This window comes from Embleya sp. NBC_00896 (assembly GCF_045207785.1).
Classification (GTDB): Bacteria; Actinomycetota; Actinomycetes; order Streptomycetales; family Streptomycetaceae; genus Embleya.
Genome location: NZ_CP108777.1, coordinates 1,305,666 through 1,328,833, shown reverse-complemented (window position 1 = coordinate 1,328,833; position 23,168 = coordinate 1,305,666). Strand labels below are relative to the sequence as shown.

At 72.2% G+C, this 23,168-nt stretch carries 22 protein-coding genes and 1 pseudogene; 10 read left to right on the top strand and 13 right to left on the bottom strand.

Going from position 1 to position 23,168, the window contains the following annotated elements; genetic code table 11:
* Window positions 1–94 precede the first annotated feature (94 nt).
* Window positions 95–640 carry a YceI family protein gene (locus OG928_RS39210; RefSeq protein ID WP_331766771.1) on the bottom strand — a complete coding sequence of 182 codons (546 nt, stop codon included), beginning with the start codon at window positions 638–640 and terminating at the stop codon, window positions 95–97.
* A 105-nt stretch (window positions 641–745) separates the two neighbouring features.
* On the opposite strand from OG928_RS39210, the gene OG928_RS39205 reads away from it, so the two are divergent.
* Window positions 746–1,312: a MarR family transcriptional regulator gene (locus OG928_RS39205; protein WP_331766770.1), complete on the top strand. Its 567-nt coding sequence runs from the start codon at window positions 746–748 to the stop codon at window positions 1,310–1,312.
* Between the two features lie 40 nt (window positions 1,313–1,352).
* Here the strand turns inward: OG928_RS39205 and OG928_RS39200 are convergent, their stop codons facing one another.
* Both OG928_RS39200 and OG928_RS39195 read right to left on the bottom strand, forming a co-directional pair.
* A complete protein-coding gene (locus OG928_RS39200) occupies window positions 1,353–2,015 on the bottom strand; it encodes a hypothetical protein (protein WP_331766769.1) in 663 nt (220 codons plus the stop codon).
* Window positions 2,016–2,189: 174 nt separating this feature from the next.
* Entirely contained in the window at window positions 2,190–2,561 is a 372-nt protein-coding gene (locus tag OG928_RS39195) for a VOC family protein (RefSeq protein WP_331766768.1), read from the bottom strand.
* A gap of 175 nt (window positions 2,562–2,736) precedes the next feature.
* On the opposite strand from OG928_RS39195, the gene OG928_RS39190 reads away from it, so the two are divergent.
* Window positions 2,737–3,318: a TetR/AcrR family transcriptional regulator gene (locus OG928_RS39190; protein WP_331766767.1), complete on the top strand. Its 582-nt coding sequence runs from the start codon at window positions 2,737–2,739 to the stop codon at window positions 3,316–3,318.
* 239 nt (window positions 3,319–3,557) lie between these two features.
* On the opposite strand, the gene OG928_RS39185 is transcribed toward OG928_RS39190, so the two are convergent.
* Together OG928_RS39185 and OG928_RS39180 are read right to left on the bottom strand one after the other, a co-directional pair.
* Window positions 3,558–4,349 (bottom strand): putative protein N(5)-glutamine methyltransferase, encoded by a 792-nt coding sequence (locus OG928_RS39185; protein ID WP_331766766.1) that lies wholly within the window; start codon window positions 4,347–4,349, stop codon window positions 3,558–3,560.
* A gap of 182 nt (window positions 4,350–4,531) precedes the next feature.
* Window positions 4,532–5,158, bottom strand: a complete 627-nt coding sequence (locus OG928_RS39180; protein WP_331766765.1) for a TetR family transcriptional regulator — start codon at window positions 5,156–5,158, stop codon at window positions 4,532–4,534.
* 220 nt (window positions 5,159–5,378) lie between these two features.
* Here OG928_RS39180 and OG928_RS39175 point away from each other — a divergent pair, with 220 nt between their 5' ends.
* Window positions 5,379–6,371: an NADP-dependent oxidoreductase gene (locus OG928_RS39175; RefSeq protein ID WP_331766764.1), complete on the top strand. Its 993-nt coding sequence runs from the start codon at window positions 5,379–5,381 to the stop codon at window positions 6,369–6,371.
* 192 nt (window positions 6,372–6,563) lie between these two features.
* Here the strand turns inward: OG928_RS39175 and OG928_RS39170 are convergent, their stop codons facing one another.
* From OG928_RS39170 to OG928_RS39160, 3 genes are all read right to left on the bottom strand, one after another.
* On the bottom strand, window positions 6,564–7,670 hold the full coding sequence (locus tag OG928_RS39170) for a hypothetical protein (protein ID WP_331766763.1): 1,107 nt from the start codon (window positions 7,668–7,670) through the stop codon (window positions 6,564–6,566).
* A 266-nt stretch (window positions 7,671–7,936) separates the two neighbouring features.
* The gene (gene ligA / locus OG928_RS39165) at window positions 7,937–10,033 is read right to left on the bottom strand and encodes an NAD-dependent DNA ligase LigA (RefSeq protein ID WP_331766762.1); all 2,097 of its coding nucleotides are present in this window, start codon (window positions 10,031–10,033) and stop codon (window positions 7,937–7,939) included.
* Between the two features lie 53 nt (window positions 10,034–10,086).
* The gene (locus tag OG928_RS39160) at window positions 10,087–11,346 is read right to left on the bottom strand and encodes an MFS transporter (RefSeq protein WP_331766761.1); all 1,260 of its coding nucleotides are present in this window, start codon (window positions 11,344–11,346) and stop codon (window positions 10,087–10,089) included.
* Between the two features lie 59 nt (window positions 11,347–11,405).
* Between OG928_RS39160 and OG928_RS39155 the strand changes: the two genes are divergently transcribed.
* Both OG928_RS39155 and OG928_RS39150 read left to right on the top strand, forming a co-directional pair.
* A complete protein-coding gene (locus tag OG928_RS39155; protein ID WP_331766760.1) occupies window positions 11,406–12,377 on the top strand; it encodes an ArsR family transcriptional regulator in 972 nt (323 codons plus the stop codon).
* A 47-nt stretch (window positions 12,378–12,424) separates the two neighbouring features.
* Complete coding sequence (locus OG928_RS39150) at window positions 12,425–13,186, top strand: DUF2071 domain-containing protein (protein ID WP_331766759.1); 762 nt, start codon at window positions 12,425–12,427, stop codon at window positions 13,184–13,186.
* Here the strand turns inward: OG928_RS39150 and OG928_RS39145 are convergent.
* The 5 genes from OG928_RS39145 to OG928_RS39125 all read right to left on the bottom strand — a co-directional run bounded on the left by OG928_RS39145 (window position 13,159) and on the right by OG928_RS39125 (window position 17,869).
* Window positions 13,159–13,812 (bottom strand): class I SAM-dependent methyltransferase, encoded by a 654-nt coding sequence (locus OG928_RS39145; protein ID WP_331768272.1) that lies wholly within the window; start codon window positions 13,810–13,812, stop codon window positions 13,159–13,161. The two genes, OG928_RS39150 and OG928_RS39145, sit on opposite strands and share 28 nt — an antisense overlap.
* A gap of 93 nt (window positions 13,813–13,905) precedes the next feature.
* Window positions 13,906–14,433, bottom strand: a complete 528-nt coding sequence (locus tag OG928_RS39140) for a nucleotidyltransferase domain-containing protein (protein WP_331766758.1) — start codon at window positions 14,431–14,433, stop codon at window positions 13,906–13,908.
* A 135-nt stretch (window positions 14,434–14,568) separates the two neighbouring features.
* Window positions 14,569–15,519 (bottom strand): carbohydrate kinase, encoded by a 951-nt coding sequence (locus OG928_RS39135; protein ID WP_331766757.1) that lies wholly within the window; start codon window positions 15,517–15,519, stop codon window positions 14,569–14,571.
* Window positions 15,516–16,547 carry a LacI family DNA-binding transcriptional regulator gene (locus OG928_RS39130; protein ID WP_406291589.1) on the bottom strand — a complete coding sequence of 344 codons (1,032 nt, stop codon included), beginning with the start codon at window positions 16,545–16,547 and terminating at the stop codon, window positions 15,516–15,518. The genes OG928_RS39135 and OG928_RS39130 overlap by 4 nt, the downstream gene beginning before the upstream one ends.
* Window positions 16,547–17,869, bottom strand: coding sequence for an AGE family epimerase/isomerase (locus OG928_RS39125; protein ID WP_331766755.1), 1,323 nt, complete (start codon window positions 17,867–17,869; stop codon window positions 16,547–16,549). Before OG928_RS39125 ends, OG928_RS39130 begins: the two co-directional genes overlap by 1 nt.
* A 339-nt stretch (window positions 17,870–18,208) precedes the next feature.
* Between OG928_RS39125 and OG928_RS39120 the strand changes: the two are divergent.
* From OG928_RS39120 to ectA, 5 genes and pseudogenes are all read left to right on the top strand, one after another.
* Window positions 18,209–18,949, top strand: a pseudogene (locus OG928_RS39120) (ATP-binding cassette domain-containing protein); the annotation flags it as partial.
* 206 nt (window positions 18,950–19,155) lie between these two features.
* Window positions 19,156–20,268, top strand: a complete 1,113-nt coding sequence (locus OG928_RS39115) for an ABC transporter permease (RefSeq protein ID WP_406291588.1) — start codon at window positions 19,156–19,158, stop codon at window positions 20,266–20,268.
* Between the two features lie 98 nt (window positions 20,269–20,366).
* Entirely contained in the window at window positions 20,367–21,335 is a 969-nt protein-coding gene (locus tag OG928_RS39110) for an ABC transporter substrate-binding protein (protein WP_331766754.1), read from the top strand.
* Window positions 21,336–21,542: 207 nt separating this feature from the next.
* Window positions 21,543–22,226, top strand: coding sequence for an HAD-IA family hydrolase (locus tag OG928_RS39105; protein ID WP_331766753.1), 684 nt, complete (start codon window positions 21,543–21,545; stop codon window positions 22,224–22,226).
* Window positions 22,227–22,563: 337 nt separating this feature from the next.
* Entirely contained in the window at window positions 22,564–23,094 is a 531-nt protein-coding gene (ectA, locus tag OG928_RS39100) for a diaminobutyrate acetyltransferase (protein ID WP_331766752.1), read from the top strand.
* Window positions 23,095–23,168: the final 74 nt, after the last annotated feature.

Sequence of the window (23,168 nt, the reverse complement as noted above, 5' to 3'; positions counted from 1 at the left end):
CGCGAGCGGTCCGCCGGCGCCCGAGAGGATCGGGGCGTCGGCGGACCGCTGTAGCGGGCCCGCCGGGTCGCGGGCCGAGGGGAGGGGGCGCGGGTCACGCCTGCTTGGCCTCGATTTCCAGGATGATCGCGATCTTGTCGCCCACGGCCGCGCCGGCGGGGCCGCCGGTGATGCCGAAGTCGCCGCGGCTGATCTCGGTGGTGGCGGTGAAGCCCGCGATGGGGCTGCCGTCGAAGCCGGTGCCGAAGCCGTTGAGCTCCAGTTCGAGGGTGACGGGCTTGGTGACGCCGCGCAGCGTGAGGTTGCCGTCGACCTGGTACACCACCGGGGACTCGGCGCGGATGCCGGTCGAGGCGAAGGTCAGCTTCGGGTGGCCGGCGGCGTCGAGGAAGTCCTCGTTGCGGATGTGGTCGTCGCGCATCGTGTTGTTGCTGTTGACCGACGCGGTCTCGATCGTGGCGTTGACCGAGGACTCCAGCGGGTTCTCGGCGGTGACGATCGTGCCCTCGAAGCTGTCGAAGCGCCCGCGAACCTTGGCGATGCCCAGGTGACGCACGGAGAACGAGACGTCCGAGTGGACCTGGTCGATGGTCCAGGCGCCCGCGATGTAACCGGGGATGGTCTCGACGGAGGTGGTCATGGGAGCTCCTTGGGGATGCGTGGTGGTGGCGACGGAAGGTGTTGTTGAACTCTCAGCAACATAGCACCCATAAGTTGATGGTTCAACAAGACATATGCTGTGTCCATGAGTGACGAACATCGGCTGACTTCCGCGGAGAGCGAGATCTGGCGGTCCTACTTCACCGGGACCGTGGAGTTCGCGGCCCACCTCGACCGGCGGATGCGCCGCGAGGCGGGCATGCCGATGACGTACTTCGAGATCCTGACCCGGCTCGCCGAGGCCCCGGAGCGCCGAATGCGGATGACCGAGCTGGCCACGGCGTCCCAGTCGTCGAGCAGCCGGCTCTCGCACGCGGTGACCGCATTGGAGAAGTCGGGCTGGGTCACCCGCAGTCCGGCCGAGTGCGACCGGCGCGGCTGGATCGCGCACCTGACGGACGCCGGCTTCGCGGCCCTGGAGTCGGCGGCCCCGACTCACGCCGCGACGGTGCGGCAACACCTGTTCGACGTGCTGACACAGAGTCAGGTGGCCACCCTGGCCGAGATCGGCCGAGCGATCCAGAACGGATTGAGCGGCGTCTGCGCGAGCGCGCGGGCGGCGGCAGCGGCCGGTGAACTCCCCGAAGGGGAGGCCGACGACGGCGCGAGCTGCCCCTTGGCGGAGGGCGCATGCGACTCCACGGACGGGTGAGAGCGGCCGGAGCGGCGGACGGCGCCGGGTCGGCCGGGATTCACCGGCCGTCGGCGAGGTCGAGGGTGGCGGAGCGGGTGATCTTGATCCACTCGGGGGAGCGGACGCCCGGCCGATAGGGGGAGTCGAGGCGCTTGCAGACGAGGCCGCCGAGGCCGTTGGCAAGGGTCTGCTCGAGGGCGAGGGGTCCCTGGCCCTCGCTGTGGGTCGGGGTGGACCAGCGCGGGCTCACCAGGCCGAGGCGGGTCAGGGCGGCACGGCGCTCGCGGTACGGGCGCGAGGTGCACATGCGGCCGTCGATGTAGAGCAGGTCGAACAGGACCAGGTGGACGGGTACGTCCATCACCAGCGTCGCGGCCCGGCGGGGGTTGTGGACGTTCAGGCGGCGGCGCAGCCGGGCGAGGTCCGGCAGGCCGCGCGCGTCGAGGGCGACGACCTCGCCGTCCAGGATCGCGCTGCGACCGTGGAGTCCGTCGGCGAGCGGCGCGAGTTCGGGGAAGGTGGCGGTCACGTCCAGGCCCGAGCGGGACAGCAGCCGCAGCGGTCCGCCGGCGGGTACCTGGATGCCGATGCGCGCCCCGTCCCACTTCACCTCGAACCCGTACTCGGCGTCCGCCCGCGGCAGCACGCCCGGCGTGGCGAACATCGGCTTGATCACCGGCAGCAGCCCGGTGCCCGCCGACTGACTCGCGTGTGGCGCCATGTGTCGATCATCGGGGCCGCCGGCGTCGACCGCAGTTCGGTGGACCCGTCGGAGCGAAGGCCCGAGAGGCGGGTCGGCACCGCGCCGGACCCGCCTCGGCGCGCGTCCGTGAAGACACGCGCCGAGGTCCTTCCGCCGGACAGGGCCTATGCCGCCGGTTCGGTCGTGGGTGCCCTACGCCCGGGTCAGGATCTCCATGCCGTGGCCCGCCGGGTCCAGGAAGTAGACCCCGCGGCCGCCGTGGTTGTGGTTGATCTTGCCCACGCTCTCCATCATCGGGTCGGCGAAGTAGTCGATCCCGGCCTTCCTGATGCGCTCGAACGCCGCGTCGAACTCCGCCTCGGAGACCAGGAACGCGTAGTGCTGGGCGGTGATCGGCCCGCTTCCCGCGGACGCGAAGTCCAGGGTGACGCCGTTGCTTGTCGCGACGGGGACGAACGGCCCCCATTCCGGCCCGACTTCCAGGCCCAGGATGTCCGCGAGGAACTCCGCGGACTCCCGATTGTTCTTTGCGTGAACGATGGTGTGATTCAGCTCTACCGACACTGTGGAATGCCTCCAACGGGCATCTCACGGGCTACCTCCACGCCTCACCCGGCCGGTGACCGACGCGCGATGCCGTACTGCGATCGTAAGCCGTGCACGTGGCCGGGTCGAGGCCGTTGGGCGGTGCGGGTACAGCCTGACACTCTTGTACCTACTGGTATGTACAATGGTTCGCGTGACCACCTCCGAACGGCTCATCGAGAGCACCCGCGAGCTGCTGTGGGAGCGCGGATACGTGGGCGTGAGCCCGAAGGCGATCCAGCAGCGCGCCGGCGTCGGCCAGGGCAGCATGTACCACCACTTCACCGGCAAGCCGGACCTGGCGCTCGCGGCGATCTCCCGGACCGCCGACGAGATGTGGGCCAAGGCCGAGGAGTGGTTCGACGCCCCCGGCACCGCCCTCCAGCGGATCACCGGCTACCTGCGGCGCGAGCGTGACGTGCTCAAAGGGTGCCCGATCGGCGGTCTCACCCAGGACCCGGACGTGATGGCCGACCCGGTGCTGCGCCGCCCGGTCGAGGAGACCCTCGGCCGGCTGCGCGCCCGCCTCGCCGAGATCCTGACCGAGGGACGCGAGCACGGCGAACTCGGGCCCGGGCTCGACCCGGCGGCGACGTCGGCCACCATCGTCGCGGTGCTCCAGGGGGGCTACGTAGTGGCCCGCGCGGCGGGCTCGACCGAGCCGTTCGACCAGGCCGTCGACGGCCTGCTCAACCTCCTGGCCGCGCATGCCACCACCCCCGGTCGGGCCGAGTAGCGGGACCACCCGAACCCGAACCGCCCCAACCGCCACCGGCCGGGCGCGGCACGAATCCGAACGAACCCCCGCACGGCGATGTATGCCAAGCAATAGGTGCCGGCGCGGCCGTCGGGCTGGTCGGTCCGGGTGACCTCGACCTGCGCGGCGGCAGCGCCGATCGCGGCAACAGACATCCGATCATCATGCCAACCGGGCCCCGATCACGCGCGTACCCGGTGATCGGGGCCCGCCCGGCGCTACCCCGCCGGTCGGGTCCCGATGACCACCGTGGCGTACAACTCGTCGGACTCGACCACGCGCGGGATCAGGCCGCCTCTCGCGAACGCGTCGACGGTGTGCGGTATCTGTCGTTCGCTCGTCTCGATCAGCAGGTGCCCGCCCGGGGCCAGCCAGTCGTGCGCGGCGGCGGTCACCCGGCGCTGGACGTCGAGGCCGTCCGACCCGCCGTCCAGGGCCACGCGCGGTTCGTGGATGCGGGCCTCGGGGGGCAGCAACTGGATCTCGTCGGTCGGTACATAGGGCGCGTTGGCGACCAGGACGTCGATCCGGCCGCGCAGCGACGCGGGCAGCGGTTCGTACAGGTCGCCCTCGTACACCCGGCCCACGGCGGCGATGTTGCGGCGCGCGCACCGCACCGCGGCGGGGTCGATGTCGGCCGCGTACAGCTCGACGCGCTCCACGGTGGCCGCCACCGCGGCGCCCAGCGCGCCCGAGCCGCAGCACAGGTCGACGACGACGGCGCCGGGCCGGGCGAGCGCGACCGCCTGGCCGGCCAGGAACTCGGTCCGCCGGCGCGGCACGAAGACGCCGGGATCGACGAAGACCCGCAGGCCGCAGAACTCGGCCCAACCCAGGACGTGTTCGAGGGGCAGCCCGGCGATGCGCCGATCCACCATGACGGCGAGTTCGGCCGGCGTGGCGGCCGTGGAGATCAGCAACTCCGCCTCGTCCTCGGCGAAGACGCAGCCGGCGGCACGAAGCCTGGTGACGATGACGGACGTGGGGCAGGGTGACGCGGAAACCGACATGAGAGCCTTTCGGGAAGCCGAAGGGTGCTCTCGCGGGTTCACCTATGCCAAGTGGACCGCGCGGTCGTGGAAGGAGAGCACCCGACCTGATACAGCGGTAATGGGTCCCACCTCCTCGAATGCGATCTCGATAGGTCCATTTGCTGGACGCGGCGGTAACACTACCCGACGCCGACCGCGGCTCACCCCGCCTCCCTCCCGGAACCGAGCGGACCGGCGCCCTCCGGTCGCGCCCCGGGTCCGGCGAGGCCGTCCATGAGTACGCCGAAGAGCTGTTCGCGGCGCGCGCCGATGGTCGGGGCCTGGCCGGTGACCCAGCCGAGGGCGCTGATCAGGGCGAACAGGTCCGTGGCGGTGACGTCGGGGCGGATGTGCCCGGCCTCCTGGGCCCGGGTCAGCAGCCGCCCGCCGGCCTGACGCATGCTCAGGCACGAGGCGTGCAGCGCCGATTCCTCGTCGGTCAGGGTCGCCACCAGCGAGGCCGGGAGGCCGGTGTAGATCGTGGTGCCCGCGGTGAAATCGCGCAGCCACGCGGTGAGGGCCTCGTCGGGGGCCGGGCTCTGCGCCAACGCGCCGGCCCGGGCCGCCAACGTGTCGAAGCCGTGCCGCAGTACCGCTTCGAGCAGCGCGTCACGGGTCGGGAAGTGCCGGTAGAAGGTGCCCATGCCGACGCCGGCACGGCGGGCGATGTCGCGCAGTGACGCGTCCGTGCCCTGCTCGGCGAACACGGTCCTGGCGACGTCGAGCACGAGTTCGCGGTTGCGCCGCGCGTCGACGCGTTGCGCGCGCGGCTTCGAATCATCGGTCATGGCGAATCCCGATCCTTGACAAGCGGAGCACTGCTCCACATAAAATCCGGAGCAGTGCTCCGAATCATACTGCGGACATCCGCACCGTTCCAGGCGCGCCGATCGACCGCGCCGACCACAGGCGGCGGGACGCGACGGCGCCCGGGTCCACAGACGGCGGCCGTCCGCACCGGACCACGCGCGGCAACCGGCCGCGACACCCGATCGCGAGGGGGACACGATGTCGAAGGCGACCATGCGGGCCGTCCGGATCCACGAGTTCGGCGGACCGGAGGTGCTCGTGTACGAGGAGGTGCCACGCCCGGAACCCAAGCCGGACGAGGTCCTGATCCGGATCCACGCCGCCTGCCTGAACCCGCCCGACTGGTACGCGCGCATCGGCTTCGCCAACATCCCGGCGGACAAGCGCCCCGACCGCCGCCTGCCCTTCACCCCGGGCTCCGACGCCTCCGGCGTCGTCGTCGCCGTCGGCTCGGAGGTCACCGAATGGGCCGAGGGGGACGCCGTGTTCGGGATGATCCGCTTTCCGGATCCGGACCTGGACGGGGACACCGGCGGCCGCACGTACGCCGAGTACACCACCGCTCCCGCGGCGCACCTCGCCCGCAAGCCGGCCGGCATCGACCACATCCGGGCCGCCGCGGTGCCGATGGCGGGATTGACGGCCTATCAGTTCCTCTTCGACCACGTCCGCCTCGAACCGGGCCGGACGGTCCTGGTCAACGGCGCTGCGGGCGGGGTCGGTCACTTCCTCGTCCAACTGGCCAAATCCCGCGGTGCGCACGTGATCGGGGTCGCCTCGGGGCGGCACGAGTCGTTCCTGCGCGGGCTCGGCGTCGACCGGTTCATCGACTACACCACCACCGCGCCGGCGGACGCGGTACGCGACGTCGACCACCTCTTCGACACCGTCGGCGGGCCGGACGGCGGTCGATTCCTGCCCGTGGTCAAGCGCGGCGGCACGATCAGCCCGGTCTTCTTCGGCGACTACGACCGCGAACGCGCGGCCGAGTCGGGGATCACCTTCAAGTCCGGGCAGGTCCACTCCGACGGAGGGCAACTGGCCGAACTCGCCCACCTGATCGACGCGGGCGCCGTCCGCGTGGGCATCGACGGCGTCTTCGCCCTGGCCGACGCGCACAAGGCCCACGAGCGCGCCGCGGCCGGCCACATCCAGGGCAAGATCGTGCTTCGCGTCGTCGAGGAGGGCTGATCCTGCCCGAACGCGCCGCCGAGGCCCGGCCGTTGCCGCTGATCCCGGAGGATCCGCACTGGGCCGACCCGAGGTCGCCTCCCGCGCCGGGGCAGCCGTACTCGCGCACCGGCTCGGGCGGTTCGGTGGGGACCACTCAGGTCATCCCCACCGAACCGCCCGAACCGCCCCGAGCCGAAGGCCCGCCCCAGCTCAGGGCCAGCGGTGGCCGGCCGCGCCGCCGTCCCAGCCGCGCGGGCGGCCACGCACGTCGAGCAGATCCTCGACGTACTCGGGGACGTGCAACCCGGTGCCGGCTCCGCGTCCGGTCCCCGCGGCCCGGCGACCGCCGGCTTCGGTGGGATTGGAGCGGGTGTTCTCCCACGCCCACGACTCGGTGCCCGCCATCCGGTGGTGCATCGCGGTCACACAACGGCGCAGCACGAGTTCCGTTTCCGAGGGGGGCGTGGTGCTCCGGCCGCCGCCCAGGAGTTCGCGGCGCGCGGTCAGGAAGTCGGCCACCCGGTCCTGGATCCGCGCGGCCACCGCCGTCTCCGCGTGTTCGCGACCGACGTGCTCGTGGTGCGCGAGGACGTCGACCAGGTCGGTCGTGGCCCCGACCGTCGCTCGCGACGCGTAGTAGTCGCTGGTCCACGACACCACGTCGGCCGCGGCGTTGCGGATGTCGTCGTACCGGGCCCGATGGCGGATCTCCGCCGGGAGTTCGCCGCCCGCCATGTACTCGTCGAGCAGCAGGCACGGGAACTGCCCGCCGACCAGCCGTCGATGCCGGATGTACGCGTCGACGCCGCCGACGTAGTCGTCGCCCGTGCGGGGACCGGTCGCCGACCACAGCACGACGCGGTGCAGCGTCCGCAGCGACTCGTCCACGAATTGATCGCGCCAATCCGCGCTCATGCTCGGGTAGACCCGGCCCAGGATGTCCGCCAGGGCGCGCGCCATCGCACCGGCACCGGCCTCGACGCGCCCGGAACGGTACACCGGCTCGACCTGGGCGCTCGCGTGCTCCCACGCGAGCGTCGCGCGCTCGTCGACGACGTCGGCGTACCGCTCGCTCACCAGGTATTGCCACCCGATGAACTGCGCGTACAGACCCAGCAGTTCCGGGTCGGCGTCGGGATAGGTGTACGCGGCCAGATCGCTCAGTCGGGCCGCGATCAGTCGCTGCTCGGCGTCGGGACTCGGGCAGACCTCATGTCGTCGGACCCAGTCGAGCAGTCGGCACTCCGCGTCCGGGGCGTGCGGATTTCGGTCGAGGGCGAACGGTAGCTGTATTCGCGGGGGATGTGCCTCGACCATGGGGTCTCCATTCGTCGTCGAAGGTGGTGCGGCCAAGGGGTTTCCGCAAGACGCGGACCTACCTGGCCACCACCGGCTCCCGAACGCGACGATGCCGGCGTATGGACCGGCACACACCGATATCGCCCATTTCTGCTCACAGACGCTGTCGATCTGCTAGAGATCGCACCAGAAGAGCCGTATGAGCCATTGAGCCATGGAACCTGAGCCATGATCAATATGTATGCGAGCGGCACACATTGCCACCACCGCGACGGCGGTGCGCGTCACGCGGGCAGCAGCGTGCCGACCAGGTCGGCGAACTCCTCCGGGGTGAGCAGGGGGATGCCCAGGGTCTCCGCCTTGGCGCGCTTGGATCCGGCCTTGTCGCCGGCGACCACGAGCGAGGTCTTCTTCGAGACGCTCGACGACGCGGTGCCGCCGGCGCGCTCGATCAGTTCGTTCATCTCGTTGCGCGACAGCGCGGCCAGCGCGCCGGTCATCGCGCCGGTGACCACGACGGACTTGCCCGTCAACGGGCCGGGCTCGGTGCCGCTGCCGGCGCCGGCCTCGGCCGGTTCGTCGGCCGCGCCGGGGGTGACCCCGGGCTCGGTCATGTTCACGCCGGCGGCGACGAGCTTGTCGATCACGTCGGCCAGCTCGGCGAGTTCGGCCACGATCACCGTCGCCTTGCCGGGGCCGATCCCCTCGACCCGCGCCATCTGCTCGACGTCGGCCGCGCGGATCGCGTCCATGGTGCCGAAGTGCCGGGCGATCCGGCGCGACATCGACCGGCCGGTCAGGCGCACGCCGAGCGCGCACAGCACCCGGCTGAGCGGCTGCGTCGCGGCCTGCGCGATGCCGGCGATCAGCTTGTCGGCGACCTTGTCGCCCATCCGGTCCAGGGTCAGCAGTCGATCCCGGGTCAGGGTGAACAGGTCGGCGACGTCGGCGACCGCGCCGGTGTCGATGAGCTGGGTGACGATCCGGCCGCCGATGCCCTCGATGTCGAGTTGGTCGCGGCCGACCGCGTAGAGAATCCCGGCCTGGAGACCGCACGCGCGGCCCTGGGCGCAACGCCACCGCTGCTGTGTGGTGTCGAGCTCACCGCCGCACTGCGGGCACGCGGTCGGGAACTCGATCGGCGTCTCGGCGCCGGTGCGCACGTGCACGAGCGGGGCCTCGACGCGCGGGATGATGTCGCCCGCCTTGTACACGCTGACCTGGTCGCCGATCATCAGCCCGCGGCGCTCGATGTCGGCCGGGTTGTGCAGTGTCGCGAAGCCGACCAGGCTGCCGTCGATCTCGATGGGGTCCAGGATCGCGCGCGGCGCGATCACGCCGGTACGGCCGACCGCCCAGTCCACACCGATCAGCTTGGTGATCTTGTGCACCGCGGCGAGCTTGTAGGCGATCGCCCAGCGCGGCGCGCGCGAGCCGTTGCCCGCGTCGCGCTGGTCGGCGGCGGCGTCGGCCTTGATCACGATGCCGTCGATGCCGAACGGCAGCTCGGCCCGCAGCGCGGCGATCTCGTCGACGGCCGCCTGTACCTCCTCGACCGTCGCGCACACCCGCAGCCGCGCCGCCGTGCGGCCCGTGGTCAGCACGCCGAACTCCTCGACCCGGGCCATCACCGCGGAGTGGTCGGCGGTCCGCAGCTCTTCGGCGAAGGGGCTGTCGTCGTCGGGGAACGGCAGCGCGACGTAGCCGTAGAACGTCATCGGGACCACGTACGGGCGGTCCTTGGCGCGCAGCGTCCCGGCCGCGCCGCTGCGCGGATTGGAGAACACGGTCGCGCCGTACTCCCGGCGGATCTCGTTGGCGGCCTCGAACTGTTCGGTGGTGAGCAGCACCTCGCCGCGGATCTCGATCGAGACCGGCTCGGGGAGCCGTTCCGGCAGGCCCTCGATCGTGCCGATCGCATGCGACACGTCCTCACCCGCGATGCCGTCGCCGCGGGTCACCAGCCGGTCGAGCCGGCCGTCGCGGTAGCGCACGGCGACCGCGAGCCCGTCCATCTTGGGCTCGACCGTGAGCGCCGCCGGGGCCCGCTTGATCCGCCGCTCCAGCGACGCGACCCAGGCCACCAGGCCCTCGGGGTCGAAGACGTTGTCGATGCTCAGCATCGGCACCGTGTGCGGCACGTCGCCGGTCGGCAGCGCGCCCGCCGCGACCTTGCCCACGGGCGATTCGGCGAGCATCTGGTCGGGGTGCTCGCTCTCGTACACGCCGATCCCGCGCAGCAGCCGGTCGTACGTGTCGTCGTCGACACTCGAATCGGCGCCGCCGTAGTAGGCGCGCGCGGCGGCCGCCACGGTCTCCACGGCCTGGGCGTACGCGTCGAAATCGGCGAGAACGGCCGCCGGGGCCGGGGTTTCGGTCATGCGTACATACTCTCGAACGGCACCGACATCGGGGGTGGCGCGCGCCAGGCATTTCACACTTCCCGCGCGGCGGACCCGGGGGCGGGCCGCGGGGCCGGGAGCGGGCCCGACGGTGCGGCCGGGAGCGGGGTCTCGGCCGGGTTCGGGTCGGGGTCCGGGCTCGGCCGCAGCCCGCGGGCCAGGGCCGCCGTGACCGTGAGCGAGCCCGTCGCCAGCACGCCCATCGCCGTCGCCGGCGAGGTCAGCTCGGCGACCGTCCCCGCGACCAGCGCGCCCACGCCCTGCATGGTGAGCATCCCGGAGGCGTGCAGCCCCAGGGCGTGCCCGCTCAGCTCCTCCGGTGTCAGGGCCATCAGCCGCTCCTGGAGCAGCAGGCTCGCCGAGTAGCCGATCGAGGCGAGCGCGACCGCGGCCACCGCGAGCGGCAGTGCGGGCCGCACGACGAAGACCAGGTACGGCGTGGCCAGGAGCAGCAGCATCGGCACGCCGAGCCGGGTCCGCCACCGGGGGCGGACGAACCGGCCGGCGAGCGTGTCGCCGGCCAACATGCCCAGCGCGGCGAAGGCGAAGAACAGGCCCGCGTGCCGGGGCGAGTAGGAAACGAAGAGCGATTCGCAGCCGACGATCAGCCCGTTGGGCACCCAGAGGGCCAGGTAGACGTAGCGCCGGGGCGTGGCCGACCAAAGCCGCGCGTTGGTGCGCCGGGTCTCGGTGACCGAGGGCCTCCCCGTGGCCCGCGGCGGGCGCCTGCTCAGGCCGAACCGGGCGACGAGCGCGGCGGCGAGGTACAGGGTGGCGCCGGTGAGCAGGGTTCCGCGCGGGGACAGCGCGGTCACCAGGACGCCGCCGATCGCGAATCCGCAGATCTGCATGGTGCCGACGGCCATGTTCAGGACCGAGCGGCCGAGCAGGTAGCCCTCGCGCGCGAGGATCTCGTTGAGCAGGCCGTAGCGGACCCCGCCGCCGAGCGAGGCGAGCACGCCCAGGCCCAGGAGGACCGCGAAGACCGCCCACACCGGCAGCCCCGGGACCGCCTGCGCGGCGGTGCCCAGCGCGAAGAGCAGTGCCAGGCCGGTCGTGGCCGCGCGCGGCGGCAACCGGTCGGCCGCCGACAACACCGTCGTCGCGCCGATCACCTGGGCCAGGGCCGGCCCGAACATCGCGAGCGCGGACAGCAGCGGCGAGCCGGTCGCGTCGTAGATCAGCGTGCCCAGGGCCAGGCCGCTCACCGTCTGGGCGGCCACCTGCACCGCGGAGGTCAGGAAGAACGGGGTGAACTCCGGTGCGCGGAACAGCTCTCGATAGGTACGCATGGCCGGAGTCTCGGTCGCCTTCCGGCCGGGGCGTTACTGTTTCGCACGGAGGCGAAAGCATGGGCTGGTGGCAGGTCAGCACGGACACCCTCGCGGGCAGCCGGTTCGTCGTCTCGCCACTGGCCGAGGCCACCGCGAGTCTGAAGACGCTGGAGCGGGGGACGGCCGCGCACCCCGGCGAGCGCGCGTGGCTCGACGCGCACCTGCCGGCCTATCGGGAGCGGCTGGCCGAGGATCCGATCACCGCGCAGCTGGTGCGGGCCGCTCTCGGACGCACCTGGAACGCGGACTTCCTCACGCCCACCCCGACCGGCGAGGGCGACCCGACCTTCGAACAGGAACTGGAGCGGATCCGCGAGACGCCGCCCGAGGCCGCGCGCCAGCACCTGACCGTGTCCCTCGGCGGCCCGCTCCCGACCGGATTGCACCGGACCGACCCGGCGGCCCGCTGCGCCGAGCTGATGGAGTGGGTGTGGACGCGAACGGTCCGGCCCTGCTGGCCGCGCCGCCGCCGGATCATCGAGGCGGACATCGTCGCCCGGACCGGACAGCTGAGCCAGGGCGGCTGGGCCGCCGCCCTCGACGACATGCGCCCGGGGATGCGTTGGCTCGGATCCAGCCGACTCCAGATCAACGCCTACGACTATCCGCCTCGCGAACTCCGGGACGCCCGGCTGCTGTTCGTGCCGGTGACCCCGAAGCAAAGCTGGGTCTCCTGGCATGAGAGCAGCCGGTATGCCGTGGTGTACCCGTGCTCGGGCACGTTGGCCGAGACGAACGGGGCATCGGCTCCGGAGGCGCTGGGTCGGCTGCTCGGGCCCGCGCGGGCGGCGGTGCTGGTCCTGCTCGACGCGCCCAAGAGCACGACGCAGCTCGTGGCGCTGACCGGTCAGGGGCTGGGCTCGGTCGGTCGACACCTCAAGGTCCTGCTCGACGCCCGCCTGGTCAGCCGCCGACGGGCGGGCCGATCGGTCCTCTACTACCGATCCGGAGCCGGCGACGCGCTGATCGCGGCCCAGATCCCGGAGTGAGCACGCCCGCACCGGCCCGGTCGATGCTCCATCATGGTGACATGGAGATGGCGCCCGAACCCGTCACCCGGCTGGCCCCGCGCGGGATCCGGCGCGTCGTGCTCACCCAGCGATGGAGCGAACTGACCTTCGTACATTGGGCGGTGCCGCCGGAAGTGGTCGCGCCGCTGCTGCCGCCCCGGACCCGGCCGGACGTCCTCGACGGGATGACGTACGTCGGCCTCGTCCCGTTCCGGATGGTCGACGTCGGCCTCGCGCGACTGCCGGGTGTGCCCTGGCTGGGCACCTTCGCGGAGACCAACGTGCGGCTGTACTCGGTGGACACCGCCGGCCGCCGCGGCGTCGTCTTCCGTTCCCTCGAAGCCGCCCGGCTGCTCCCGGTCCTGACCGCCCGCGCGACGCTGCGCCTGCCGTACAGATGGGCCCGCATGCGGATCGACCGCACCGGCGACGGGGTCCGCTACACGACCCGGCGACACCGCCTCGAAGGCGCCCCGCGGCACGCGACCGCGCACGTGCGCGTCGGCGCCCCGATCACCGAACCCACCCCGCTGGAGCGCTTCGTGACGGCCCGCTGGGGGCTGCACACCCGTCTGGGCCACCGCACCCTCTACCTCCCCAACGCGCACCCGGAGTGGCCCCTGTACCGCGCCGAACTGCTGCACCTCGACGAGGATCTCGTCGCGGCCGCCGGCCTCCCGGACGTCGGCGGCGATCCGGCAAGCGTCCTGTACTCCCCGGGCGTCCCGGTCAGATTCGGCCCACCCCTCGTCGTCGCCCCTCAGCCCACCTCGGCGATCAACGCGTAGCGCTCGTCGTCGACGGCCCCACCCCACAGCTCCGGATCACCGTTGAGCGGCTCGATCCGCACCCCGGCCACCAACGGCCGCACGGCGGCGGCCAGATCGTCCGCGCCGACCCCACCCATCCAGGGCAACGCCTCGGCACCCGCGACATACGCGTCCCCCGCCTGCCCCGACTCCCGCCACCGCCCCTCGATCAGCACCAACCGCCCACCGGACCGCACCCGCCCGACCCACTCCCGCATCGCGCCGGGCGGATCCGGCAGCGTCCACACCAGATGCCGCGCCAACACGACATCGAAACGCTCACCCCCGGTGGGCGGCGCGGCGGCATCCCCGACCAGAAAGCGCGCGCCCGACCCGACGTGGGCGAGCTTCGTCCGCGCGCGCTCGATCATCCGCGGGGCGAGATCCACCCCCGTCACCCGATGTCCCGCTTCGGCCGCCAACAGGGCCAACGACCCGGTTCCGCACCCGACATCGAGCACATCCGCCGGCTCGGCCCCCACCCACCCCGCCAACCGGCGCGCCCAGGCGTCCCGAGTCCGCACGTCCCGAAGTCCGTGATCGGGCTCGTCGTCGAACGTGGGTGCGACGGTGTTCCAATAGCCGGTGATGTTCTCGATGGTCATGACCACGGACACTCGCACCTCGCACCGACGTCGGGACCGCACGATCCCGGCACCCGGCACCCGGCACGCGGTCCCCGGTTACCCAGCCCCCGGTTACCCGGCCAGGGCCGCGCGCAGGCGGTCGATGTCCTCGGCGTCCTTGGCGCGGCGGGGGCGGTTCGGCATCCAGCTCGGGGTCAGCAGCTTGATCTCGATCTGGGCTTCGGGGGAGATGATCGGGCAGGTCAGGTCGCGTAGTCGGCCGGCCGGGGTGTCGAGCATGCCGGTCGGCCAACGGGCGCCCGCCCAGGGGCCGCCGGCGACGAGGACGTGGCCGTCGGGGTCGCGGGCGAGGAAGGCGATGCTCAGTTCCACGTCGCCCGCCGAGTAGTCGAGTTGTTGGGCGGCCGGGGCCTTGGCCAGGCGAACGAAGTCGCGGGCGGTGAACGCGGCGGCAAGGGTGGGTGCGTCCTCGGCCCACGCGAACCAGTCGACGTCGCCGTGTTCGCGGCTGACCCGGCCCAGGAAGAAGTCCATCGCCCAACCACCACGCAGCCAGATCTCTATCCGCAACTCCCTTGCCATGTCCAGGACTTCGGCAATCAATTCGAGCTGTCGATCCGCATCCGTCGACGGGGTCATGGGGACAACCGTAGGGCCCCCGTGGCCTGATTGTGCCGTCATTCACCACTCCGTTCGCCGGCCGGCCGGAGGCCGCGCGAAGCCCGCCACGCCGACCGCGATCACGAGGGGCGCCGGTCGGCGGCCGACCCCGCGCTACCCGCCCGCCACGCCCTCGGCCGCACCGGCCCCGCGCCGCAGATACCAGTCGACCTCCGCCCGCGTCGGCGGGTTCGCGCCGGCCCGGGAGCAGGTGATCGCCGAGACCACGGACGCGTCCGCGAGCAGCGTCGCCAGGGTCGGGACATCGAGGCGCCGGATGCCGGCCCGGTCCCACCGGCCGAGCCGGCGCAGCGCGTCGAGCAGTCCGGCCGTGTACGCGTCCCCGGCGCCGACCGTGTCCACCACGGTCACCGGTTCCGCCGGCACGGTCGCACTCCCGGCCCGGCAGACGCCGTACGAGCCCTCCCCGCCGCGAGTGACCACGACCAGGCCCGGCCCCCGCGCCAGCCACGCGTCCGCCACCGCGGCGAAATCCCGGGCCGGATACAGCCATGCCAGGTCCTCGTCGCTGACCTTGACCACATCCGACAGGGCCACCAGCGACTCGATCCGATCCCGGGCCGCCCGCGGTTCGCCCATCAGGGTCGGCCGACAGTTGGGGTCGTACGACACCACCGAGCGGCCACGCGCGTGCTCGGCCGCGAGGAGCCCGCGCACGGCGTCCGCGCCCGGAGCCAGCATCGCCGCGATCGAACCGGTGTGCACACACCCGGAATCGGCCGGCACCCCGGTGCCCGGGGCCGGGTCCCACACGATGTCGAAGGCGTACGTCGCCACGCCCGCCGCGTCCACGTCCGCCCGCGCCACACTCGTGCGGCCGTCGTGCACGCTGCTCGGCGCGACCCGCACCTCACTCGCCGCGAGGTGCGCGGCGAGCAACTCGCCGTGCGGGTCCCGCCCGTACCGGGTGATCAGGTGCACGGGAGCGCCGAGCCGACCCAACCCCACCGCGACATTGGCCGGGCTGCCGCCCGGGCGGGCGACCGGGTCGCCACCCTCGACCCGCACCAGGTCGATCAACGCCTCGCCGACCACTGTGATCACGGGCGGGCCTCCCCGGAGCCGCGCGGGATGAGCCGCGTCCGCATGTGGATGTGCTGCACGGGCGTCACATCGCCCGCCAATCGACGGAACAGGAGCTGCGCGGCCGCCTGGCCGATCCCGAAGGGATCCTGCGCGACGACCGTCACGGCCGGGGAGAGCATGTCGGCCAGCTCGAAGTCGTCGAAGCCGACCAGTGCGGGCTGCACGGGCGAGCGCCGGATCTCGCGCACCGTCTCGACGGTGAACCGGCTGTTGCCGCAGAAGACCGCGGTCGCGGGATCGGTGCCGCCCAGCATCGTGCGCAGCCACACCCGCAACTCCTCGCCGTACGGGGGCCCGTTGTACACCAGCCGCGGCTCGATCTCGATGCCCGCCTCGGTCAACGCCTCGCGATAGCCGCGCAGCCGCTCGCGCGCGGTGAATATCTCCAGTCGGTCACCGATGAACGCGACCCGCCGATGGCCGTGCCGGACGAGGTGCTCGACGCCGTTCCGGGCCCCGCCGACGTTGTCCACCAGCACGGTGTCCGCCTCGATGTCACCCGGCGGGCGGTCGACGAACACGCAGGCCATTCCGGCCTCGATCTCCGGCAGCAGGTAGGTGTGGCTGCCGCTGGCGGGCACCACGATCAGCCCGTCCACGCGCCGTGCGCACAACGCAAGCACGAGATCACGCTCCTTGTCGGGGTCCTCCGCCGACGAGGCGCTGAACAACACCGTGCCGTGCTGGTGCGCCACGTCCTGGATGGAGCGGGTCAGCGCGGAGGAGAAGGGGTCCGCCGCGTCCTCCAGCACCAGCCCGATGCTCGACGTGTGCCCGGAACGCAACTGCGCCGCGCTGTCGTTGCGCCGGAAGCCGGTCTGCGCGACGGCCGCCCACACCGCCGCCTGCTTGGCGGGGCTGACGTTCGGCTCCCCGTTGATGACCCGCGAGACGGTCTTGATGCCCACGCCGGCGAGGGCGGCCACATCCTTCATGGTGGAGCGTCCGCGCCCGCGCGGTCGCTCCGGTGTCGTCGGGCCGGCCATCAGTGTCCTTTCGAGCGGCCGGGCGCAGGCCCGGCACCCATGCCGCGTGGCTCGTGGGCGAAACCGTCGGCGTCAACCGGCCGCGCGGCGCGGCGCAGCGCCTCGGCGATGGTCGGCGCGGCCGGCAGCCGAGGCAGCAGCGTCGCCTGCACCGCGTGGTAGGCGTCGGGTTTGCCCCGCCAGACGGTGGCCGCGGGCCGGCCGTCGGCGTCGAGTTCGTGATGCCAGCTGCCGTGCTCCCGGTCCAGGAAGACGGCGTCGGCATGCTCCCACCACGCTCGGTACCAGTCATCGTAGTCGGCCTCGCCGGTGGCCCGACGCAGTGCCGACGCGGCCGCGATCGCCTCGGCCAGGACCCAGTGCATCCGGGTCCGCACGACCGGCCGCCCGTCCCAGTCGAGGGTGTACACGAAGCCGGCGCGCCCGTCCGCGTGCCATCCCTCGCGGACCGCGGCGGCGAACAGCGCCGCCGCGTCCGTCCGGAGCCAGGCGGGCGGATCCGGCAGCGCCTCGGCCAGGCCGAGCAGCAGCCGCGACCACTCGAACCAGTGCCCGACGGTCGCGCCGTAGGGGCGGAACGGGTCGTCGGGACGCTCCCGGTTGTACCCGAACAGCGGAGTCCAGTCGGCGTCGAAGTGCTCGATCAGTCGCCAGTGGTTGGCGCGGGCGTGCTCGTGCACCACCCGGGTCGCGATCCGCAGCGCGCGCGTGCGCCACCGGTCCTCACCGGTGGCGTCGGCGGCGGCCAGGAACGCCTCGACGGTGTGCATGTTGCTGTTCGCGCCGCGGTACGCCTCGCCGGCGGTCCAGGCTCGGTCCCACGACTCGGCGCAGGCGCCCCGGTTCGGTTCCCAGAAGCGGCGCTCGATGGTGTCGAGGGCGTCCGCGAGCAGGGCGGGGGCGGCCGAGTGGCCCGCGGCGCAGGCGCTCGCGGCGGCCAGCACGACGAACGCGTGGTCGTACAGGCGCTTCCCGCCGGCCTGCTCGGCGCCGAGCAGCGGTCGGCCGGCCCGGTCCACGGCCGGATGCCAGCCGCCGTGCGCGGTGTCGCGCAGCGGGCCGGCCAGGGCGGCCAACCCGTGCTCGACGAGCGCGCCCGCCTCGGCGTCGCCGCGCAGCCGGGCGAGCGCGAACACGTGGGTCATCCGGGCGGTCACCCACGTGTGCACGGGTTCGTCGGGCATCGGGGTGCCGACCTCGTCGAGCCATCCGAAGCCACCGTCGGGGAGTCGGGCGCCGCGCGCGAACCGGACCAGGCGATCGCACTCCGCTTCGAGCCACGCCGCGTGCTCGGGTGAGTCCCCCCAGGGTGCAGCCGCCATCTGTCGCACACTCCTCTGACATCGTTGTCAACGGACCGTACATGCCACCTGCCGAACTGTCGACCTCCACCGCCTGTCGACCTGTCGTCGGCATCCGGCACCGCACGGTCTGTTGGCGCATTCGCCGAAATCTCCGACAGATCCGGGGCCACGGAAACCCTTGACACCCGGCATCGCGGCCAGCACTGTACTGACACCGTTGTCAGACGGTCAGCGACAGCAAGCCCCCTCGTACTCGTCCTGGGCTCTTTCTCGCACCCGTGCGAACCCGCGCCGCCTCGGCTCCCGTCGATCCGGCTCGCGGGCCGAACGACCCGACAACCCGAAGGAGTTGGGCACGTGCAACCCCTGATCGAAGGCAGCGGTCTGGTCAAGCGGTACGGACAGGTCCAGGCGTTGCGCGGGGCCGACTTCACCGTCTTCCCGGCCGAGGTCGTCGCGTTGATCGGCGACAACGGAGCCGGCAAGAGCACGCTGACCAAGACGCTCGCCGGCACCGAGCGGCCCGACGAGGGCCGGATCCTGTTCGAGGGCCGGCCGGTCACCATGGAACGCCCCACCGACGCCCGGAAGTTGGGCATCGAGACCGTGTACCAGGACCTTGCCCTGGCTCCCGATCTCGACGGCGCGGCCAACCTCTTCCTCGGCCGCGAACTGCTGCGCCGCGGCCTGGCGGGCCGACTCGGGGTGCTCGACAAGGCCACGATGCGCGAGCGGGCCGTCGAGGCGTTCGCCCGGCTCGGCGTCGAACTCCAGGACGTGGACGCCCCGATCGGAACGCTCTCGGGCGGCCAGCGACAGAGCGTCGCGATCGCCCGCGCGGTTGCCTGGGCCGACAAGGTCGTCTTCATGGACGAGCCGACCGCGGCCCTGGGCGTCCTCCAGCGCGGCCGGGTGATGGACGTGATCCGCCGGGTCCGCGACAACGGCATCGCGGTCGTGCTGATCAGCCACAACATGCCCGAGGTGTTGTCGGTCGCCGACCGGGTCGAGGTGCTGCGCCTGGGCCGGCGGGTGGCCCGCTTCGTCGCCGCCGACACGACGGTGGAGGAACTGGTGGGCGCCATGACCGGCGCGCTCGACGGCCTCGACGGACCCGACGCGAACGAACGCGACGGACCGGACCCGGCCGAGCACGGCCGGCTCGACCCGAGCAAGCGCACCGGGCGCACCGGACCCGATCCGGATGATCACGATGAGTCCGACAACCACGCCGGATCCCACGCGTCCCATGCATCCGACGGACCCGACGCACCCGACGCACCCGACACGGAAGGAGCGCCGTCATGACCCTCGACGAGGCGACCGCGCCATTGCGGCGCAAGGGACGCAAGGGACGCAAGGCGAGCAAGGGCCACGAGGGCGAGGACGCCGGATCCACGGGGTCCACGGGAATCACCGGATCCGCCGGATTCCTCCGCGGCGTGCTCTGGCGCCGGCTGGCCCGGACCAATTCCTGGTGGACCTTCCTGGTCCTGATGGTGCTGGTGACCGCGTTCTCCATCATGCGGCCCGAGCAGTTCGCGACCACCTTCAACCTGCGCAACGTGGCCACCGACGCGGCCGTGCTGTTGATTGTCGGCGTCGGCATGACCTTCGTGATCATCATGGCCGGAATCGACCTGTCGGTCGGATCGGTACTGGTGTTCGCGGGGGTCGTGGCGGCCAAGACGATGACCGCCGTCGCCGGCGCGGACGCCGGCTGGGGACCGATCCTCCTCGGCTGCCTGGCCGGCCTCGCCGCCGGTGCCGCGTGGGGCGCGCTCAACGGCTTCCTGATCGCGAAGGCCAAGGTGCCCGCGCTCATCGTCACCCTGGGCAGCCTGGGCATGGCGCTCGGCCTCGCCCAGGTCCTGACGGAGGGCCAGGACGTCCGGGGCGTGCCCACCCGCTTCACCGACACGATCGGCAACGGCCGCCTCCTGGGCGTGCCCTGGCTGGTGGTGATCGCCCTGGTGGTCACCGCGCTCGGCGCGCTGGCCCTGGCCACCACGCGATTCGGCCGGCGTACCTACGCGGTCGGCTCCAACGCCGAGGCGGCCCGCCGGTCCGGCATCTCCGTCGACCGGCACGTGATCAAGGTGTACGCCCTGTCGGGCACCCTCGCCGGCCTCGCGGGCATCCTCTCCCTGGCCCGCTTCACCACCACCACGATCGGCGGGCACGCCAACGACTCCCTCGGCGCCATCGCCGCCGTCGTGCTCGGCGGTACCAGCCTCTTCGGTGGGGTCGGCACGATCGTCGGCACGCTCATCGGCGTGTTCATCCCCGCCATCCTGCAGAACGGTTTCGTCATCCTCGGCGTGCAGCCGTTCTGGCAGAGCGTCGCCGTCGGCGCCGTGCTGATCGCCGCCGTGTACGCCGACCAATTGCGCCGCCGCGGACTCCAAAGACGCTGAAGGCGTCGAACAGCCCCCCGCCGACCCGCTCCACCGACCCGGTCCGCCGGTCCGCTCCGCCGTTCATCCGTCCCACCATCGCCAGGAGGCACAGCCCGATGAAGACACCGACGTACGTCGCCGTGACCATCGCCCTGACCGCGGCCGCCGCCCTCAGCGGATGCGGCAGCGACGGCGACTCCGGGGGCGGCGGGCGCAAGATCACCTTTATCCAGGGCGTCAAGGGCGACGAGTTCTACATCTCGATGGCCTGCGGCGCGCAGCAGAAGGCCAAGGAGCTCGGCGTCAAGCTCGACGTGACCGGCGCGGACAAGTGGGACGCGTCGCTCCAGACACCCGTGGTGAACGCGGTCGCGGCCAAGGGCCCGGACGCGGTCCTGATCGCCCCGACCGACACCCAGGCCCTGCGGCAGCCCGAACAGCAGCTCAAGTCCCGGGGTGCGAAGGTCATCGAGGTCGACACCAAGCTCGACGACGGCTCGATCCGGGAGACCTCGATCTCCTCCGACAACGAACGCGGCGGCATGCTCGCCGCCCAGACCCTGGCCAATCTCCTCCAGGACAGGGGCACGGTCGCGGCGATCAGCGTCAAGCCCGGCATCTCCACCACGGACGCTCGCGTTAAGGGCTTCGAGGCCGAGATCAAGAAGCACCCCGGGATCACCTACCTCGGCGTCCAGTACAACGACGACGACCCGGCCAAGGCGGCCTCCATCGTCACCTCGACGATCGCCTCGCACCGGGACCTCGCCGGAGTCTTCGCCGCCAACGTCTTCAGCGGCGAGGGCGCGGCCACCGGCATCGAACAGGCCGGCAAGGCCGGCCAGGTCAAACTGGTGGCCTTCGACGCCACGCCGAAGCAGGTCGAGGCGCTGCGCAAGGGCTCCATCCAGGGCCTCATCGCGCAGAAGCCGTTCGACATCGGTTCCCAGGGCGTGGAACAGGCCGTCAACGCCCTGGACAAGAAGCCCGTCCCCAAGTCCATCTCGACGGACCTCGTCGCCGTCACGAAGGAGAACGTGGACCAGCCCGACGTAAGCAAGTACCTGTACAAGGGCGCCTGTTGAGGTTCGGGCAACCGGCGCGGTGACGCCCGGCGCGGCGCCGCCGGCTCGTCGGCGACCCCGCCCGCGCCACCGTGCTCGCGTTCCCCGCGTTCCCCGCGTTCCCCGCGTTCCCCGCGTACCCGGGCCCGGTGGTGTCGATGTCCCGCCGGGCCCGGGTCCGGTTGCGTTCCCGCCCGGCGATTCCGCTCCGGCCGGCATGATCATCCGGTGTCGACCTCCCATGACCGGACCCCGCGCCCCGCCACCGCCCGCCACGTGCTCTTCGACGTCGACGGCACGCTGATCGACGCGCTCGCCAATCAGCGGCGGATGTGGGCGCAGTGGGCGCGGCGCCACGATCTGGACCCGGCGACGGTGTACGAGGTGGCGCTGCGCACCCGGCCCGTGGACACCTTCGCCGTCGTCGCGCCCGACCTGGATCCGGCCGACGGGCTTGCCCTGCTGCACGAGCTGGAGGACGCAGACGTTCGGCACGGCAAGTACGCGGCGTTCGCCGGCGCCGACGAGCTGCTGCGCGAACTGCCGCTCGGTGCCTGGGCGTTGGTCACCTCGAACTACGAACACCGGGTACGCGGCCGGTTCGCGCGCACCGGCCTGCCCGTGCCGGCGGTGATCGTCGACGCCGCCGCGGCCGAGCACGGCAAGCCCGCGCCCGACCCGTACCTGTTGGCCGCCCGGCTGCTGGGGACGACCCCGGAGCGCTGTCTGGTGATCGAGGACAGCCCGTCCGGGGTCGAGGCGGGCCTGCGCGCCGGCATGACGGTGTGGAGCGTGAACGCGGCGGCGTCCGTCACCGGGGCGCACCGCCACTTCCCGATCCTGGCCGACGCGGCGCGCGACATCGTCGAGTGGGTCGGGAGCGGGGCAACCGGTCGGGACGCGAAATTGTAAGGAGCGTCACAGGCGGTTACTCCGGCCGGCGTGATCATCGCGCTGCGCAATCGCCGATGCTGCCGGCCGAGATGGCTTTCTCCGAGCGCGTGCGGCCAGAATCCGAAAGATTCTTCGGATTCGGCGGTCGACACGGGAGATGCTCGCCGAAAGAAGCGGTTGGAGCGGGATTCCTCCCGCGTGGCGCGAGATGTGATCCCGTCCACTCGATCTTCGGGTTTCGATCGCCGGGATTTCGCAACGCGTGCGTGCGCGCTCGAAGACAAGCGTAGATCGCCGGATTGGGGAACCCCCACGGCTCCGGAGCCCGCCGCGGCGATCGGTAGGTTCATTCCGCATGTCCACCGAAACGAATCGCCGAGAAAGCGTCGTCACCCTGGACGCCCCGACCGTCCGAGACGGTGCGGCCCTGTGGCGGCTGGCCCGCGACAGCCGGACGCTGGACCTCAACTCCTCGTACAGCTACCTGCTTTGGTGCCGGGACTTCGCCGCGACCTCGGTCGTCGCACGAGACGAGGACGGCGAAGCGCTGGGGTTCGTCACCGGGTACGTGCGCCCGGATCTGCCGGACACCCTCATGGTGTGGCAGGTGGCGGTGGCCGAACCGGCCCGAGGCCGCGGCCTGGCCAAGCTGATGCTCGCCGAGCTGGTCCGGCGCCGGCAGCCGCACGGTCAGGTGTACGTGGAGACCACGATCACGAGCGACAACATCGCGTCGATCGCGCTGTTCACCGCCCTCGGCCGCGATCACGGTGCGGGTGTGGGCCGGACCGAACTGTTCGGCACGCCCCTGTTCCCGGACCGGCACGCGGAGGAAGTCCTTTACCGCATCGGTCCGTTCGGGCCATTCGGGCCGTTCGACGCGTAGCGGCGCCGCCCACCCGCGGCACCGCGCGGACCGCTCGCGGCGCGGTCCCCTCACGATGCGACACCCATGACAGG

What these genes read in the sequence shown, in the direction of transcription:
- OG928_RS39145 (WP_331768272.1), bottom strand. Translation starts at nt 13,812, where the DNA reads ATGACCATCGAGAACATCACCGGCTATTGGAACACCGTCGCACCCACG.
- OG928_RS39180 (WP_331766765.1), bottom strand. Translation starts at nt 5,158, where the DNA reads ATGACCGATGATTCGAAGCCGCGCGCGCAACGCGTCGACGCGCGGCGC.
- OG928_RS39200 (WP_331766769.1), bottom strand. Translation starts at nt 2,015, where the DNA reads ATGGCGCCACACGCGAGTCAGTCGGCGGGCACCGGGCTGCTGCCGGTG.
- OG928_RS39155 (WP_331766760.1), top strand. Translation starts at nt 11,406, where the DNA reads ATGGGCTGGTGGCAGGTCAGCACGGACACCCTCGCGGGCAGCCGGTTC.
- OG928_RS39150 (WP_331766759.1), top strand. Translation starts at nt 12,425, where the DNA reads ATGGCGCCCGAACCCGTCACCCGGCTGGCCCCGCGCGGGATCCGGCGC.
- ligA (WP_331766762.1), bottom strand. Translation starts at nt 10,033, where the DNA reads ATGACCGAAACCCCGGCCCCGGCGGCCGTTCTCGCCGATTTCGACGCG.
- OG928_RS39125 (WP_331766755.1), bottom strand. Translation starts at nt 17,869, where the DNA reads ATGGCGGCTGCACCCTGGGGGGACTCACCCGAGCACGCGGCGTGGCTC.
- OG928_RS39110 (WP_331766754.1), top strand. Translation starts at nt 20,367, where the DNA reads ATGAAGACACCGACGTACGTCGCCGTGACCATCGCCCTGACCGCGGCC.
- OG928_RS39175 (WP_331766764.1), top strand. Translation starts at nt 5,379, where the DNA reads ATGTCGAAGGCGACCATGCGGGCCGTCCGGATCCACGAGTTCGGCGGA.
- OG928_RS39140 (WP_331766758.1), bottom strand. Translation starts at nt 14,433, where the DNA reads ATGACCCCGTCGACGGATGCGGATCGACAGCTCGAATTGATTGCCGAA.
- ectA (WP_331766752.1), top strand. Translation starts at nt 22,564, where the DNA reads ATGTCCACCGAAACGAATCGCCGAGAAAGCGTCGTCACCCTGGACGCC.
- OG928_RS39185 (WP_331766766.1), bottom strand. Translation starts at nt 4,349, where the DNA reads ATGTCGGTTTCCGCGTCACCCTGCCCCACGTCCGTCATCGTCACCAGG.
- OG928_RS39170 (WP_331766763.1), bottom strand. Translation starts at nt 7,670, where the DNA reads ATGGTCGAGGCACATCCCCCGCGAATACAGCTACCGTTCGCCCTCGAC.
- OG928_RS39210 (WP_331766771.1), bottom strand. Translation starts at nt 640, where the DNA reads ATGACCACCTCCGTCGAGACCATCCCCGGTTACATCGCGGGCGCCTGG.
- OG928_RS39115 (WP_406291588.1), top strand. Translation starts at nt 19,156, where the DNA reads ATGACCCTCGACGAGGCGACCGCGCCATTGCGGCGCAAGGGACGCAAG.
- OG928_RS39130 (WP_406291589.1), bottom strand. Translation starts at nt 16,547, where the DNA reads ATGGCCGGCCCGACGACACCGGAGCGACCGCGCGGGCGCGGACGCTCC.
- OG928_RS39160 (WP_331766761.1), bottom strand. Translation starts at nt 11,346, where the DNA reads ATGCGTACCTATCGAGAGCTGTTCCGCGCACCGGAGTTCACCCCGTTC.
- OG928_RS39205 (WP_331766770.1), top strand. Translation starts at nt 746, where the DNA reads ATGAGTGACGAACATCGGCTGACTTCCGCGGAGAGCGAGATCTGGCGG.